Source organism: Streptomyces sp. NPDC002403 (genome assembly GCF_053593015.1).
In genome coordinates this window covers 93653-109417 of the sequence record NZ_JBSFBQ010000020.1, presented here as the reverse complement: position 1 = coordinate 109417, position 15765 = coordinate 93653, and the positions used below count along the sequence as shown (strand labels likewise).

Annotated in this window: 14 protein-coding genes; 7 read left to right on the top strand and 7 right to left on the bottom strand. The window is 69.2% G+C overall.

Features of this window, described 5'->3' with window-relative positions; translation table 11 throughout:
* Positions 1-83 precede the first annotated feature (83 nt).
* Positions 84-1238 carry an MFS transporter gene (locus ACWCPY_RS22575; RefSeq protein WP_451267597.1) on the top strand — a complete coding sequence of 385 codons (1155 nt, stop codon included), beginning with the start codon at positions 84-86 and terminating at the stop codon, positions 1236-1238.
* A gap of 25 nt (positions 1239-1263) precedes the next feature.
* Here the strand turns inward: ACWCPY_RS22575 and ACWCPY_RS22570 are convergent, their stop codons facing one another.
* The 6 genes from ACWCPY_RS22570 to ACWCPY_RS22545 form a co-directional block, all read right to left on the bottom strand.
* Positions 1264-1923 carry a YdcF family protein gene (locus ACWCPY_RS22570; protein ID WP_451267595.1) on the bottom strand — a complete coding sequence of 220 codons (660 nt, stop codon included), beginning with the start codon at positions 1921-1923 and terminating at the stop codon, positions 1264-1266.
* A gap of 18 nt (positions 1924-1941) precedes the next feature.
* Positions 1942-2982, bottom strand: coding sequence for a hypothetical protein (locus ACWCPY_RS22565; protein WP_451267593.1), 1041 nt, complete (start codon positions 2980-2982; stop codon positions 1942-1944).
* Positions 2979-4304: a peptide ligase PGM1-related protein gene (locus ACWCPY_RS22560; RefSeq protein WP_451267591.1), complete on the bottom strand. Its 1326-nt coding sequence runs from the start codon at positions 4302-4304 to the stop codon at positions 2979-2981. Before ACWCPY_RS22560 ends, ACWCPY_RS22565 begins: the two co-directional genes overlap by 4 nt.
* Complete coding sequence (locus ACWCPY_RS22555; RefSeq protein ID WP_451267589.1) at positions 4301-4558, bottom strand: acyl carrier protein; 258 nt, start codon at positions 4556-4558, stop codon at positions 4301-4303. The genes ACWCPY_RS22560 and ACWCPY_RS22555 overlap by 4 nt, the downstream gene beginning before the upstream one ends.
* Positions 4559-4570: 12 nt before the next feature.
* The gene (locus ACWCPY_RS22550) at positions 4571-5746 is read right to left on the bottom strand and encodes a radical SAM protein (protein ID WP_451267587.1); all 1176 of its coding nucleotides are present in this window, start codon (positions 5744-5746) and stop codon (positions 4571-4573) included.
* Positions 5747-6596: 850 nt separating this feature from the next.
* Entirely contained in the window at positions 6597-7328 is a 732-nt protein-coding gene (locus tag ACWCPY_RS22545; protein WP_451267585.1) for a TIM-barrel domain-containing protein, read from the bottom strand.
* Between the two features lie 162 nt (positions 7329-7490).
* Here ACWCPY_RS22545 and ACWCPY_RS22540 point away from each other — a divergent pair, with 162 nt between their 5' ends.
* The 6 genes from ACWCPY_RS22540 to ACWCPY_RS22515 all read left to right on the top strand — a co-directional run bounded on the left by ACWCPY_RS22540 (position 7491) and on the right by ACWCPY_RS22515 (position 14695).
* Positions 7491-8783 carry a helix-turn-helix domain-containing protein gene (locus ACWCPY_RS22540; protein ID WP_451267583.1) on the top strand — a complete coding sequence of 431 codons (1293 nt, stop codon included), beginning with the start codon at positions 7491-7493 and terminating at the stop codon, positions 8781-8783.
* A gap of 14 nt (positions 8784-8797) precedes the next feature.
* Positions 8798-9553, top strand: coding sequence for a toll/interleukin-1 receptor domain-containing protein (locus ACWCPY_RS22535; protein ID WP_451267581.1), 756 nt, complete (start codon positions 8798-8800; stop codon positions 9551-9553).
* Complete coding sequence (locus ACWCPY_RS22530; protein ID WP_451267579.1) at positions 9550-11553, top strand: hypothetical protein; 2004 nt, start codon at positions 9550-9552, stop codon at positions 11551-11553. Before ACWCPY_RS22535 ends, ACWCPY_RS22530 begins: the two co-directional genes overlap by 4 nt.
* Positions 11550-12626, top strand: a complete 1077-nt coding sequence (locus ACWCPY_RS22525; protein WP_451267577.1) for a hypothetical protein — start codon at positions 11550-11552, stop codon at positions 12624-12626. Before ACWCPY_RS22530 ends, ACWCPY_RS22525 begins: the two co-directional genes overlap by 4 nt.
* Positions 12627-12643: 17 nt before the next feature.
* A complete protein-coding gene (locus ACWCPY_RS22520; protein WP_451267575.1) occupies positions 12644-13090 on the top strand; it encodes a hypothetical protein in 447 nt (148 codons plus the stop codon).
* A gap of 423 nt (positions 13091-13513) precedes the next feature.
* Positions 13514-14695, top strand: coding sequence for a PucR family transcriptional regulator (locus ACWCPY_RS22515; RefSeq protein WP_451267573.1), 1182 nt, complete (start codon positions 13514-13516; stop codon positions 14693-14695).
* A gap of 191 nt (positions 14696-14886) precedes the next feature.
* On the opposite strand, the gene ACWCPY_RS22510 is transcribed toward ACWCPY_RS22515, so the two are convergent.
* Entirely contained in the window at positions 14887-15741 is an 855-nt protein-coding gene (locus ACWCPY_RS22510; protein ID WP_451267571.1) for an alpha/beta hydrolase family protein, read from the bottom strand.
* Positions 15742-15765 lie beyond the last annotated feature (24 nt).

Sequence of the window (15765 nt, the reverse complement as noted above, 5' to 3'; positions counted from 1 at the left end):
GTGAACGGCGGCTGTGGTCACGGGACTTCAGGCTGTTCTTTCTCTCCCGTGCCGTGGCCCGGCTCGGCGACACGATGCTACCGGTGGCGCTGGCCGGAGGGCTGCTGCAGCAGGGCCACAGCGCCACGTCGGTCGGTGTGGCCATGGCGGTACCCACGGTGTCCTGGGCCGTCCTGGTCATCTTCGCAGGGGTGATCGCCGACCGTGTCGATCCGCGGCGGCTGATGATCGGGGCGGACCTGCTCCGGCTGGTCAGTCAGTCCTTCGCGGCCGGCCTCTTCTTCTCCGGCCACGTGGCGCTCTGGCAGATCCTGGTGATCGGTCTCGTCAACGGTGGCGCCTCGGCGGTCTTCCAGCCCGGAGTGGCCAGCACGGTGCGCCAGTTGTCCGCGGATGCGCAACAGGGGAACGGGGCCATCCGCACCGTCGAGGCGGTGATGTCGCTCGTCGGCCCGACGGTCGCCGGGCTTCTGGTCGCCGTCGCATCGGCCGGCAGTGTCTTCGCCGTGCACGCCGGCACATACGCGGCCAGCGCACTGTGCCTGTGGGCGGTGCGGCTGCCGGGCCATGCGGCATCGTCGGGAACGCGGGCCACGGAGACGGGCACATCGCCGTCCGCGACCGGCGGCATGCGCCAGGGCCTGCGAGAGGGCTGGAGGGCGGTCCGGGTGCGGCCGTGGCTGTGGGGAGTGCTGGCGCTGTGGAGCTTCTTCGCGCTCACGGCGCGTGGCCCCGCTGCCCCGCTGATCGCGACGGAGATGGTCCAGCAGCACGGCGTGACCGACTACGGCCTCGTCAACTCGGCTCTCGGCTGCGGCACCGTCGTCGGCGGGATCCTCGCCATGCGGCTCCGGCCCGCCTTCCAGCTGCGGGCCGGAGCCGTGGGCGTGGCGCTGTTCGCCGTCTTCCCGTTCGCGGTGGGCAGCGGGCTGCCAGTGCCGGCTGTCGCGGCGGGCGCGGTCGTCGGAGGTCTGGGGATGGCTTTCTGGGGGGTGATGTGGGCAACCAGCATCCAGACCCAGGTGCCGCACGAGGTACTCAACCGCGTGTACGCCTATGACATCGCCGGCTCGATCGCCTTTCTGCCGGTCGGCGAGGCGCTGGCCGGGCCCGCCGCGGAGCTGTTCGGACGACGCTCCATGCTGCTGGCCGGTGCAGTGTGCACCGTGGTCGTGTCGGTGGCGCTGCTGAGCGTGCCGGCTATACGACGGCTGCGGCGAGTCGACGGTCAGGACTGAGGCGGGCCGCGCTCCGGCTGCCCGGCTACGACTTGACCAGGCGGCTGTCGAAGCCGGCCCGCACCAGATGGTCGTAAGCCCCGCGCACCGGGGCAGGCACCCGCTGCTCGGTCGCGAAACCGAGCCGTGGATACTCCTGTATGCGCTGCAGCTCTCCGACCAGCATGTCGATGACGAGTTTGCGATCCCCGATGGCCGCCAGGTAGTCCTCCAGGCCGATGCGTTCGGACACACACTGCACAGCGACCTCCGGCCACACCTTGCGACAGGTGGCATAGGCCCGCCGCTCCATGTACGGCTTGCAGATGAGCATGACGGAGTCGACGGCCAGGCCCCGCTGGTCCAGCAGTGTTCGGGTGTAGGTGATGTTCTGCCCGGTGTTGGCGGCGCGCGGCTCGACCAGCACGGCATCCTCGGGCACGCCGAGAGCGATCGCATGCTCCCGGTAGTGCACCGCTTCGCCGCGCGGAAAGCGGTCCTTGGTGGTGGGGCTGTTACCACCGGTGAACACGAGGGTCGGAAAGAGCCCGGCGCGGTAGTGGCCGACCGCGGTTGTCGCGACCCCGAGATCATGGCTGCCGAGTCCGATCGCGGCTGAGCAGGGGCGGACCGGGCGGTTCAGGAGCAGGTAGTCCCACATCTGCTGTGCGGCGTGCAGATCCTGGTCATGGATGGTGATGGTCATGGGTGTTCCACCTTCGCCTCAGGTTCGCGGGTTCAGCAGGCCGTCGAGCAGATTTCGCGGCCGGGCGGCGGCGCCGAGCAGCGCCCGGTGCAGGGGCTCCAAGCGTTCGGGGGCGAAGCCGCAGGCGCTCCAGTCGTTGTAGGAGAGGGCGAAGCCGAGTTGCTGCCACAGTCGTCCGTTGGCGGCCTCGTGACTGCCCGCCGGCTCCAACAGGATCAGTGGGGTGGCCGTCCAGAGGCTGTCGAGCAAGGTGCCACCGCCCGGTTTGCTGACAATGGCACTCGCCGACCGGGCAAGCTCATACGGCAGTTGCCGCCCCTGTCCTTCGGGATCCGCGGGATCCGCGAGGACTTCGAGCAGCGGCGGCAGACCGTCGTCGTGCCAGGGGTGCCAGTCGGGGTCGAGAGTGAAGCAACGGGCCCAGTCGACGGCCGCGGGCGCCTCCGGCACGATCAGATCGAGCGGCAGGCCGGCCCCCGCCAGCTCCCGCGCCCGGTCCCGGTAGCTGCCGATGGCCCAGCCGCCGCCGTGCACCAGCAGCCGCCCCTCGCGTGCGGACCAGGGAATCGGCGGGCGTGTGTCGACGGGGATGGTCCAGGGCAGGGTGCCGTCTTCGCGGGCCAGCCACACATGCTCGGTCCCGGGCGCGTAGCGGCCCGCGCGGCGGTACGACGGTGAGACCACGGCATCGACGTGGCAGGCCATGGTGCGCGTCGGCCGACGGCCGAGGTAGCTGTCGAGGAGGCGCAGCCAGAAGCCGGAGAACACCACGAAGGTCTCCACCCCCTGCTCCTCCCAGTGCTTCTCCAGCGCTCCCACGGCCTGTGGCGTGAAGTCGTCGACCGGGTCGGTCGCCAGGCCCTGGGCCGCCACCGCGAAGCGCAGATCCCGCTGGAAGCGCCGGCGGGACTCCACCACGGCCGCCAGCCGGTCGCCGGGCAGCCAGCGTTCCAGCACGTCGACCATGACGTCCGCGCCGTGCTCCCGCAGCCGCTCGGCAAGGCGCAGACCTGGAACATGGGCACCGAGCGCCACCCCTGAGGTCAGGACGGCGATCATCCTGTGGGCACCTCCGCGCGTGTCGTGCTGATCCCGGCGGTCGCCGCGCAGTTCTCGGTGCGGGCGCGCAGCGCCGGGAAGTCGCCCGGTGCGCAGAATGCGGCGCAGACGAGCCGGCCCCGCGGAGTGCACAGACTGCCGCCGGACAGTGGCAGGACCCCGGGCCGTGCGCCGCCCCCGTACAGCAGTCCCACCGCACGCAGCGCGGCCAGCAGTGATGTCACGTCGGCTCCGTGCTCCACAAACATGTCCTGTTGCCACAGATGCGCCCGCAGGCCGTATGCCCGGACGCGTTCGTCGAGCTCCAGCGTCAACAGCCCCATCGACATCCGGGCGTTGATCTCCAGGACGGGCAGCCAGCCGCCGTCGGCCAGCAGCATGGAGTCGATTCCGGCGGGGCCGAAGTAGCCGGCTACCGCCAGCGCACGGGCCACCTGCTCCAGGACGGCCGGATAGCCACGCCGGTCGAGCTCGGCCGGCAGGTCCGGCGGCACCGGGTGGGAGACCGCGTGCCGGTAGCCGCCGTTGGTCATGCCCTGCAGGCCGCGCAGGGACCAGGTGCCGTCACGGCATATTTCCAGGTGGGCGGAGAAGTCCTGGGCCCGCTCGTAGCGGCGCTGCACCACCAGTTCGGTGCGCAGGCCCTCGTCCTCCTGGGCCTGCAGTCGGCGCACCAGTCGGCGCAGCGCCCCTGGCCCGGTGACCTCGACAGTGCCACGGCCGGCCACCCCGAAGGGGTCCTTCACCAGGACCGTGTCTTGCAACCGCTGCACGGCGACGGCCAGTTCGTCGGCGGAACGGACCACGGTGCCCGCCCCGGGCAGTTCGAGCGCGGCCGCCAAATCCGATGACCAGGCCTTGCCATTGACCTGCTGGACCACAAAGGGGTGCGGCAGCTCGTCAGCCTTGTCGGGACGATGCCGCAGCAGCTGCGTGGTCGCCGGGAACACCGCGTACGGCTGGACGTCCGCGGCCGTGGCCACGGCACGGCACAGTGCGGGATCATCGGCGATCGCCTCTTCCACAGCGGCGCCGGCGTCGCCTGTCGCGGCCGGTCCGGCCGCGACGGACCGGAAGGTGAGGCCCGCCGCACCGAGGGCTTCGAGCTGGGCCGGGGCCAAGGCGCTGCGGGTGACCAACAGGTCGTCCGGTCGGCAGGCCGCGGCAAGCGTCTCGTCCAGGCCGGCGACCACCGTGTGGGCCTCGGCGCCCACCAGGCTCGGTAACCGGGTGAGGGAGGCGGGGCGCCAGAGCTGCTCCGCGTCGAAGGTACCGAAGCGAGCGGTACCCCGGGGCCGCAGTGGACCGGTCTTGACCGTCACCGGGAGGGTTCCCGGCGTGCGATGACCTCCGCGCTGAACGTACGGACCGAATCGAGGTGCTGCAGATTCAGGTTCTCGAAGTCCAGCTCGATGTCGAATTCATCCTCGATCTGCAGCAGAAATTCTATCGCCTCCAGCGAATCCAGACCGAGCACAGTCACCATGTTGACGTCGGGCGAGATCCGAGCGGGATCAAGTCTGCTGCTGAGCACATTGGCCAGCACCTTCATCACGCGTGTCTCGGTGTCGGTCATCTCCTGCACCGTTCACACCCCGTTCATGTAGAGAAGAATGCACTTCGAACAGACCGGCATCATTCCCGTCTCCGCCAGGATCGTCCGGACGCGGCGGAACCGTTCGCTCTGCCACAGTTGCAGCGTCGGCGTCTCGTACAGATTCCCGACGACGAACTCCGGGAAGAACTTGCACGAACTCACATTGCCGTCCGCATGCACCTCCATGCGATTGGTGACGGCCAGGCATCGGGTGCGCCGCTGCGCCGGCTGCGAGGTGCCGAGGATGAACGACTCGACCTCGCCGTCCGCGAGTTCCGGCTGGTAGCGGATCCGCGGCGACCAGGTGCGCGAGGCCAGTCGCGCCATGGACTCCCGCAGCACCGGCAGCAGTTCCTCGGGCAGCCGGTACGTGTAGGAGTGCCAGGTGGGCCGGGCCGTACCGGTATCGGGCTCCAGCCAGGCGAAGTGCTCGCGGTAGACCTCGTCCATCGCTTCGGCGACCTGCGGGCTGATGTACCAGGGGAACTGGAAGTAGACGGTGTTGACCCCGACTTCCTCCGCCCATTCCATGAACTCGTACATGCGATGCACGGTGACATGAGAAACCATGCATCCGACCGATACCTGGCCGCGGTACTCGCCCTTTCGCTGCAGATCGAGCATGGCTTCCATGTTCTTCGTCGTCCGTTTGAACGTGCCGCGACCGCGCAGTTCGTCGTGGTCGGAGTCCAGCCCGTCCAGGCTCACGAGAAGATTGAGGTGCTCGCCCATGCGCAGCAGGTCATCCATGTTGCGCTGGAAAAGCAGACCGTTGGTGCACATGGTCACGGTGCGCGGATAGCGCTCGATCAGGCGTGACACCTCGTCGAAGCGACTGTGCATCAAGGGCTCGCCGCCCCAGATGTACAGACGTCCGGGCACCCCCGACGTCTCCTGCAGTATGTTCTCGATCAGTTCTGGGTCGAGTTCCTGCCGCTGCTTGTCGATTCCCCAGTCCCGAAAGAACCCCTGCTCATTCCACTGGTAGCAGTGCGTGCAGCGAAGGTTGCACTTGTAGGTGAGCTGCAGGCTCACCTCACGCGGCACGTCTGCCGCATAGGCGCGGTCGGCGCGTAATCCCGCCCGGGATTCGGAGCGAATTGCGACCGTGTGCTTGATGTCCGCGAATTCTTTGGCGGTGAGCTTACGGCTCGTCCTGGGGGACATCTCTCTCCTCGGTTCGACTGGCAAGGCTAAGCGAATTCGTGGAGCAATGCGACGCATCGTGGCGTGCTCACACCGCCACTGTCAACCGCTGCCCGGGCCGCCGAGCACGAGCGTCAACTCCCCCGCAACCATGAGCTGTTCCGAGGCATGACCCCAGGTGGAGGCTTGACACCCACAGATGGTCTAGGCCATTATTCCAGGGTCTCACCCTGCCGGCCCGGCACGGGTGAACCGCTGTATCCGGATTGCCACCCCGGAGGTCGGCCGTGGAATCGAGCGCGTTGGACAGGTCTGCCACCGCGGTAATTCAACCCGACTTCACCAGAACGATGACTGACGCAATACAAACGGCCCAGAACAGACCGTCGCACGGGCCCTTTGAGCGGTTCAACCTCAGGGCGAGGATTGCTCGACTCATGGATTTCGTTCAATTCGGACGGCAGTGCGCCCGGTGGAAGACGCGCCAGGTCTCCGGACGGGCGACGCCGCGTCCGACGGGCGCTCGGGCCTTGGCCGGGGCACGGCCGGCGGTGCGTTCGGTCGCCGGACAACAATGAAAAAGAGCTCGCCGGGAAGCTCAGCAGCAGGCCGTCCCGGCTGCCCGGCACATTCGCGAACGCCGAGGAGCCCGACGAGCAGACCGTCGCCGCCACCGAGCTGCGCGACGGAGACGGGTCACTGACCGGCCGCCGGCCGTTCCTCTCCGGTCACCAGGCGCGTTTGGTCCGGCCGGACTTCAGACCTGCGGTCGGCGTCCTCGTCACGCAGGGAATGACAACCGCACCTGCCGTACAGTCCCGCCGTCCGCTGCCCGAGGAACGACAAGCGCACTTGACGGTCGGGATTGTCCTTATCGGTGTCCGCGAAACTCCGTTGGGACAACCGTCAGCGTGGACGCCGGGCGGCACCGGTCCGTCAGGTCCCGGTGCCGCCCGGCGTGGCATGTGCTCTCCTCCGTGCGGGGTCGGACGAGTTCGGAGAAGAGCGGCTTCAGGGTCGGCCAGCGCTCGGCCGTCACGAAGACCGGAATGGTGCCGAGGGGTGCCTCACGGAGGATCTCCTGGCCGCCCGCGACCGTCTCGCCCGTCCATGCGTCGGCCCAGTCCGTGCCGACGGGCAGGTAGACGGTGCGGCGCGTGGCACCCGGTTCGGTGACCGGGGCGACGAGCAGCGCCGAGCCGAGCCGGAAGTGGTCCTGATGGTCCCAGATCTTCGGGTCGTCGGTGTGGTCGAAGAACAGGCCACGCATCAGCGGCTTGTTCTCGGCCGGGCCCGCCTTCGTCTCCTCGGCCAGGTACGGGATCAGGCGTTCACGCAGCTTGGCGTAGCGGCGGAAGCTGTCGAGGACGGTCGGGTCGCCGGAGCGGTCCGCGATGTTCCACGGGGTGCGGTCGCGCAGCGGCAGGCGGTGGTGGTTGCACTCGGAGCGGTACTGCATGACCGGCGCGAACATGGAGAACTCGGTGGCTCGAACGAACAGTTCGGCGTCCGGGACGTCACCGGAGAAGCCCGCTGGTGAAGTCTGCCCCTCTTGGAGGTGGCCGTCCGACCGCGGCGCTGAAGGGGCGCATGGGCGGCACATTGGCGCCCCACATAGGGAACGGCCCCCGATTCACGGGAGTAGCGCCCCTCACCTGCGGAGAAGGAAACGGGAAACAGCACCGATCACCTTGTCCGTCCGGCGGGGACTGTCGCACGCTTACCTGCGAACGCCTTCGCTTGGACGGACGGTCTGGAGGTTCCTGTGCCGCAGCCGTCCACCGGGTTCGGCGAGGAGCTGAGGAAGCGTCGTCTGGACGCGGGAATCAGCCTCACCACCCTGTCTGCCGCCGTGCACTACAGCAAGGCGCAGCTGAGCAAGGTCGAACGAGGCATCAAGGCGCCCAGCCGCGATCTCGTCCGACTGTGCGACGCCGTCCTCCGGGCCGACGGAGCACTTGTCGCCCTGGAAGCCAAACCCGGTTCCACCACGCCGCCGGTGCAGACGCCCGACGGAATCAGTGAGGAGGAGTGGACCATGCAGTTGTCACCGGACGGCCCGAGCTTCTTCCAGCCCCTGGGGCGGCGACAGGTCGTGGGTGCCGGCGCCGCCTCGTTGATGAGACTGCGCATGGGCGCCCCAGGACCGGTTGCTCCGGCTGCGTCCGCGGGCATGCTGGAAGCATCCCGTTCCCTGTTCACGCACTACCGGCGTCTTGGGCAGAGCGTCGAGCCCGGGTTCCTGCTGCCCGGCCTGATTGCTCAGACCCACACGCTGCGGGAACTGTCCGCACACGCCGACGCCAGCACCCGTAGGGACCTGCTGGCGCTCGGATCCCGGTATGCCGAGTATGTGGGCTGGCTGGTGCAGGAGACAGGGGACGAGCAGGCGGCCCTGTGGTGGACACAGCGCGCGGTGGCTTTGGCAGCTGCCGGCGGCGACCGTGCGCTGGGCGGTTACGCCCTGGTCCGCCGGGCACTGATCACGCTGTACCAGGACGACGCGGCGCAGACCGTCGCTCTGGCGCGACAGGCCCAAAGCGGCACACTGCCACCGCGGGTCCGTGGACTGGCGGCGCAACGTGAAGCCCAAGGGCATGCGCTGGCAGGCGACCGTGACGCCTGCCAGCGTGCTCTGGACCGCGCCCGTACGCTCCTCGCCCGCCAGGGGGACAGCGACGATAAACCGGTGATCGGCAGCATGCACCTTCCCGACTCGGTCGGCATGGTCACCGGCTGGTGCCTGGTCGACCTCGGTCGCCCGCGGGAGGCCGCCGAGGAGCTGGACCGGCAGCTCGCTCTGGTGTCCCACGACGCCGTCCGCACCCAGGTGCGGTACGGAGTACGCCGGGCATTGGCCTACGCATCGGACGGCGAGATCGACCACGCCTGCGCCATGACGGCGACGCTTCTCGACGGGGCGGCCGCAGTCCAGTCCGCGACTGTCACGATCGACCTTCGGCGCCTCGCCCGGATCCTGGCCCGGCACCCGAGTAACGCCGCCGTACGACGGCTCGCTCCGCGGCTCGGCACTTTGACGCGCCCTCCCACTTTCTGAAGAGAGGCTTCGACATGACCGACGTGTTCATCAACTACCGCACGGGGGACGGCGAGAAGACTGCCACCCTGATCGACCAGGAACTTTCGCGTCGCTTCGGCAGCGACCGGATCTTCCGCGCATCGAAGTCCATCACGCCTGGCCAGGTCTATCCCGATCAATTGCTGACCCGTCTGCGTCGCAGCGCGGTGCTCCTGGCCGTCATCGGCCCGGACTGGACCAACTTCCAGGCCCGGCTGCGCGATCCCGAGGACTGGGTACGCAAGGAGATCACGGAGGCGTTCGCCTGTGAGCTTCCCGTCGTTCCCGTACTGGACGGCAGGAAGACCGACCGGCTGAGCAGGCGCGACCTGCCTGACGAACTGGCACGGCTCGCAGAGATCCAGTCCGTCCCGTTCAGTACACACGACGCCGAGACGGGTCTGAAACGCCTCGGCGATGTGGTGGCCGACATGGTCCCGGGACTGCGCGGCCTGGACCGGGACGCCACCTCGTCGCTCGCCCCCGAATCCGTGTCCAACTCGATCGGGGACGTGAGTGGAACCGCCGTACAGAGCCGCGACTTCACCGGTGATGTCGGTGGCACCGTCGTCAAGGGCTCCATTGGGCCCGTCCATGCGGGCCAGGGCGACATTTACCAGAACTCCCGCCATGAGTCGGGCGGTCGGCACTTCTCCGGAAACGGGATGACGTACTTCGAGGGCAACCACCACGGCGACATCCGGCACCGGTTCGGTGAACCCGACGGACACGAGGACGACGGCCGGTGAGCGAGCGCAGCGGCACTGCGTGGGTCACAGGCACGAACGGGCCCCTGCACAACGGCACCGGCGACATGTACGTCACCATCGGCGCCGACCAGCAGGGCTCGGGCCGACCCTCCTTCCGGCGCGTCGCCGACGACCAGCTCGCGTGGCTGCGGCGCGTGCTGGTCGCCCCGAGCGGCATGGGGAAGGCACGCTCCGAACTGGCCGACACCGGCACCGTGATCCTGGACGGTGCACCTGGCAGCGGTCGGACGTGCGCGGCCCGTGTACTCCTGCGCGAACATCACCAGAACACGGGTGCTTTCCGCGAACTCCTGCCGGGCGAGGAGGGCGAACTGCCCCTGACACACCCGGAGCTGGTCGGAGTGGGCGACCGACTGCTGCTGGATCTGTCGGCTGCCGACGCCGTGCAGTGGGCAGCCGCCCGGGCCGGCCTCTCGGCCCTCCGCACGACCGTACACGAACAGCACGCACATCTCGTGGTCGTCATGCCTCATGGCGGCGCCCTCGACTCCGACCTCCAGCCGTACAGGGTCGAAATCCAGCAGCCGTGCCGTGAGTGGGTCCTGCGGCGGCACCTTCGTATCCATGGTGTGCCGACCGAGCAGTATCTCCTGCCTGATCCCACGGTCACGGAGTTCGTGCAGGAGCAGAGGCCGCTGCGGGAGATCGCGGACTTCGCCGACCTGGTCCGGCGGGCACGCGAGTCCGCCGCGTCGGGCGTGGGGTTCGCGCAGTGGTGCGCAACTGCCCGAAAGGCGCGGGCCGACCGACGGGGAGAGGTCGCCGCCCTCGTCACCTCGTTGCGTGAGAGCTCCCAGCGGGGACTACTGATCACCGTCGCCATGCTCCACGGCGCTCACGCCGACGTCGTCCACGATGCCGCGCAACTCCTGGTGCGCACCGTCGGGCAGCCGCCCGACGAACTCCCGCTGCTCCAGCGCAAGGATCTCGCCGAGCGCCTGGAGGAGATCTCCGCCGTTGCCGGACCGGACGGCCGCGTGCGATTCAGAGAGCTCGACTACGACTCAGCGGTCCGAACCCATTTCTGGGACCACCTTCCCGACCTGCGTCAGCATCTGGGTGTCTGGACCGCCCGCAGCGTGTCCCTGAGCGGCCCGCACATCACCCGGCAACTGCGCGACGACCTGGTGGCCAGGCTGGCTGGGGAATATCTGCGCACCGGGCGCGCGGAGGGTCTGGCCTCGCTGGCCGAAGCCTGGGGGTCGACGGCCACGAGCAGGGCCGGGCTGGAGGCCGCCACTCAGGCACTCACCTGCGGTCTCGGCGATCCCGCACACGCACGGGACTTCCGCGGCTTGATCTACCAGTGGTGCGCCAACAAGCAGCTCAAGGGAGAGTACGCCCAGGTTCTGGTCCAGGTCTGTGCCGACGTCATCGCGGCCAGCCACCCCGACCAAGCCATGCTTCGGCTGTACTACCTCGCGCGCCGCGAGCACGGCGCCTCCGGCGCGCTGCAAGCGCTGAGTGACCTTGTGGAGACGAGCCACCGGCTGCGCCGCCGATTGCTCCACCGCCTGGCACGTTCGGGACTCTCGGAGGCTGACCTCGGCATCTTCCTGCAGGTCTGCGTCGTCGAGGCGCTGACCGACCTGTACGACAACGGGCGCACACTGGTGGAGGAGAAGAGCGTGCAGTCCTCCTTGACCACCTGCTGGCGCGCCGTACTGACCGGGCTGCCTCGGTCGACATGGGAACCGTATGCGGAACGCTGGATTCACATGGCGGTAGATGCCGGGCACAGGGGTGACTCCCTGCTCGACGTCTTGGTCGGCGCCGCCGATCAGTGCGAGGACCGGCGCGGTGCGGCCTTCGCCGCGCTGTACGCGAGTGCGCGCGACGCCGAAAGCACCGCGCCCGGCGGATCCTCGCGCGCCGCGCTCACCACCGACCTGCTGCTCCAGAAGATCTGCTCAGCTCAGGCCCTCAGCCGGCCGACCACGCCGCCCCGGGCGGCATCATCCAGGGGGACCGAACCGTGACTAGCGGGCGCAAGACGACAACCGTCTTCCTCACCATCCTGTGCGGTCTGGTGTTGACCATCCTCGGTCTGACGCAACAGTGGCCCACGTGGGCATGGCCCACTCTCGCCGTGCTCCTCGTCGCGGCCCCGACCGTGGCCTTCAAAGTCACCGCGCGGCGCCACAGCTCCGTGCCGGTCACCTTCGAGGAACACCTCACCGCAGCTCCCATCGAGCGCACCGAACACCACGTCAGCCGTGTGGCACTGCCCAGTCAATGGGCCGACTACGATTTCTTGATCTCCGCAACCGTTCGCTGGCACCTCGACACGCCCGGCCACTGCCGCGTGCTGAACCCGGCGGGCCTCGCCGTCGAAGCCGTACTGGACCGTGCCCGAACCATCACCGAGCAGCGGGAACCCGGCCGGGTTTCACTCGTCCAGCACGAACTGAGCGGTGCGCTCAGCTCTTTGCTTCCCGACAGTACGGGTCGGCTCCAGGCCATGGCAGAGGATGTACGGCTCACCCTGCACGAGCACGACCAGGAACGTCTGGACAGCCTCGCTGGTGTACGCAAGGACCAGGCGGTCTGGGAGCACCAGCGGAAGTACGAGCAGAGCAAGCGCAGGTACCTGGGTGAAGACGTACTCAAGGACACCGGCAGCGCCGTGGTCTGGTGGCTCGCCAAGAACGACGAACAAGTGGAAAAAACCGTGGAAGACCTCGGCCTGCTCGCCCGGCTCACCTCCGCGGCCAATGACACCGACGTCCCGGAACGGTTGCGGGACATCGTCCCTCTGCCACGTGAGGAACGGGGCGGCGAGGAACACTCGGACTGGCAGGCGGCCGCCTTCGAGCGGGCACCGACGGCCGCGGACCACCTCGCGGACGCTCTGAACGCTCTGGGCCTCGATGACGGGGACACCCAACGGCGGTTGCTGGCAAAGCAGATCGCGGACGCCATCAGGGACCAGGAGCAGCATGAGACGGCTGACGATCTGCTGCGCCGCTTCGACCCGCCGGCGGCCTTCACCCCGAACGGAGAGCCGCCGGACAGCACCCCCGGCGTACCCCGGCCGACACCCGGGATCTGACCCTCAGGGAGGAAGCAATGGAAACCGAGTTCGCTGCACTCGCCGCGTCGGGAGCTACCACGTTGGTCTCGCTCATGGTCACCGACTCCTGGGTGCAGGCGCGTGCCCTCGTCGGACGGCTCTTCTCACGTACCGATGCAGGCGGCGCCACAGTCGCCGACCTGGACGCCGACCGCGCCAGGCTGGCAGCCGGGGACGCTGACGACCCGCAAGCCACCCGCGAGGTCGAGGATCGATGGCGCGCCGATCTGTACCGGCTGCTGGAGACGGACTCCGCCACAGTCGACGACCTGTATGACGTGCTGTCCTCTCTCCAGCAGCTGGTCAACACGTCCGCTGCCCGTCCGGTACCCGTACACAACGCCATCAACGGCGGAGTTCAGCACGGCCCGGTGATCCAGTCGGGCCGGATCACCGGGCTCACCTTCCACGTCCACGGCCCCGGCCTCCCCGTACAGGACTGAGATGTGTTGGTCATGAGACCTTTGCGGCCGGTTTCGAGGATCGCCACGCACTCCACGTGGTGCGTCATCGGAAAGACGTCACGGGGATCGACATTCAGAGAACCTGCAGGTCCGAGGCTGTTCGTCCTTGAGGTCATCCGGTTGGCCGCGTCGTAGGTGTACATCACGGTGCGACCATCGAAGTCGGACCCGGATATGAGACGTCCGGCCGGATCGTACTCGTAGTGCCACTCCAGGCCCTGGGGATTGATGACACCCGTCATAGGCAAGTCGGCATGCTACGGGTGTGCCACATGACGTCGCCTCTTTCGTCGACGAGTTGGCGGCCGGGAGCGGTTCGGGGACACGCCCGACGCACTGCCCGCGCCGCCGGACCCGGGGCTCCGATTGACGGCACGGCCTGGGCGGTGTGACGATGCGCCGATGTCGGACCTGCACGCCCGGATGGCCGCCCGGGTCGGTGACCTCACGGCCGTCGTGGTCGCGCGCTGCGCGGCGGAGGCGCCGTTCTACGGGGCGCTGCCCCGCGCCACCCTCCAGGGTGAGGTGGCGCGGTCCATCGCGGCCGTGCACGCGCTGTTGCTCAGGGCACTGCGCGAAGGCGGCGGGGGTCCGATGGGGCCGGGCGATCTGACCCGGCTCATCGAGTGGTCGGCGCGCCGGGCCGAGGAGCGCGTCCCCCTGGAGGCGGTGATCGCCGCTTACCTGATCGGCGCCGAAGTGTGGTGGCAGACGCTGACCGAGGTCGCGGAGCCCGGTGAGCTGGCCGGGGCGGGCGGCAAGCTGCTCGCCTGCCTGCACGCCGCGCTGCCCGCGGTCGTCCTCGCCCACCAGAACGCCCAGGAGGACCTCCACAGCGAGGACAAGCGCGTACGGCGGGCCCTGATCGGCGCCCTGATAGCAGGACGGCCGTACGAGGAGCTGGCGGGCGTGGCGCGGGTGGCCGTGGTGGGTGAGTACGAGGTGGTTGCCTTCGCGTTCGAGTCCGACCCGCCGAGCAGATTGGTGCAGTCCTCGCTCGACGCCTTCACCGGGATCCCTGTGCTGATGGACCACGTCGCTCGGATCGCCTTGTTGCCGGGCAGGTCCGACGTGCCGGGCCTGGTGGCCCGGCTGGAGAAGGACGTGAGGCAGCCCGTGCGCGCCGCCGCCGCCCGCTCCTCCGTGCCGGCGACCATCCCCTCGGCGGCGCAGGAGGCCGGCCGCGTGCTGGATCTCGTCCGGCGCCTGGGACGCCCGCCCGGGTGCTACCGCCTCGACGACGTGCTGCTGGAGCACCAGCTCGCGCGCCCCGGGGACGGCCTGGTGCGGCTGGCGGCCAAACTCGACCCCTTGGAGGAGCATCCGTACCTGCTTGAGACGCTGCGCGTGTTCGTGGAGCGGGGGCTCAACCGCCGCCAGACGGCGTTGGAGCTGTGCGTCCACCGCAACACCTTGGACTACCGGTTGCAGCGAGTGAGCGCGCTGACGGACCTCGACCTCGCGGTTCCCGCGCAGGCGCGGCTGATCCAGGCGGCGCTCGTCGCCAGGGACCTGGCCGGGCCCGCGGATCACCGCGGGGTCACCGGATGGCAGGGATCCGCGGGAGCAGCGGAAAGCGGATGAACCACGGCCGGCGTCGGCGAGCGGGGAAAACGGCCTCGGACCTTGCCCTGCCCGGTGGCCGCGATGAGGTCCATGGCGGTCCTTCCATGTGCGAACGGGGGCCGGCTGCCCCTGGTCGCGGGAGCGTCAGGGGCGGGCGGCGTGGATCGGGACGGCCGCCGGCCACGGCGGAAGGGATCTCCGGGAGCGGGTCACGGGTTTGCGAGGGCGTTGCGGCGGACGTCGGACCAGGTGCCTGTGTCGGTGCAGATCCCGCAGTCGGCCCCGAAGAACTGTGCCCTCGCCGTCCGGTCCCCCATCAGGTGCGCCTTGAACCAGGCGGTGGTGGGCGCGGCGAACGGGCCGGGGTCGCCCACGACCGTGAAGTGATCGGCGCCGCGCAGTTCCCCGTAGATGGCCGGTATGTGGTCGGCGTCGTTGTAGAAGGCCTTGACCAGGAAGGGGAAGACGATGCTGTCCTTCTGCCCGGCCAGGAGGAGCGCGGGTACGTGTACGTCGTCGATGTCGGCGAGCGGCCCGGGCTGGATGGGCAGGATGGTGTCGATGCGCGGGTCCGCGCCGACGACGATGGCGGCGGCGCCGCCCTGCGAGTGACCGGACGCGCCGATGTGCTCCAGGTCGACACGGTCGTGGAAGGGGCTGCCGTGGTCGGCGTTTCGACGGGTGAGCAGGTCGATCCCGGCGCGCATGGAGATGCCGAGGTTGGACTGCGGGGTGTTGGCGGCGGCGACGATGAAGCCCTGACTGGCCCAGTGGAGCAACAGGTCGCGGTAGACGACCGGGAAGGCGAAGGTGCCGTTTCCCCACACGATCACGGGGTGGCGGCGGTCGCTGGTCGCGATGTCACGCGGGTAGTACAGGGTGGTCACCGCCCCGACCTCCACCGCGGTGGCGTAGGGGCCGGGAGCGCCGTAGTCGGCCGCGGCCGCCTCGGCACTGGCACCGGCGGGGGAACCGGTGGACGCCGCTGCCGCTCCCGCGCCGGCGGAAGCCGTCAGCAGGAGCAGGAGCGAGGTCAGGGGGACGAGCAGTTTTCTCCAGAGCACAGCGGACTCCCGATGTCGTCACGG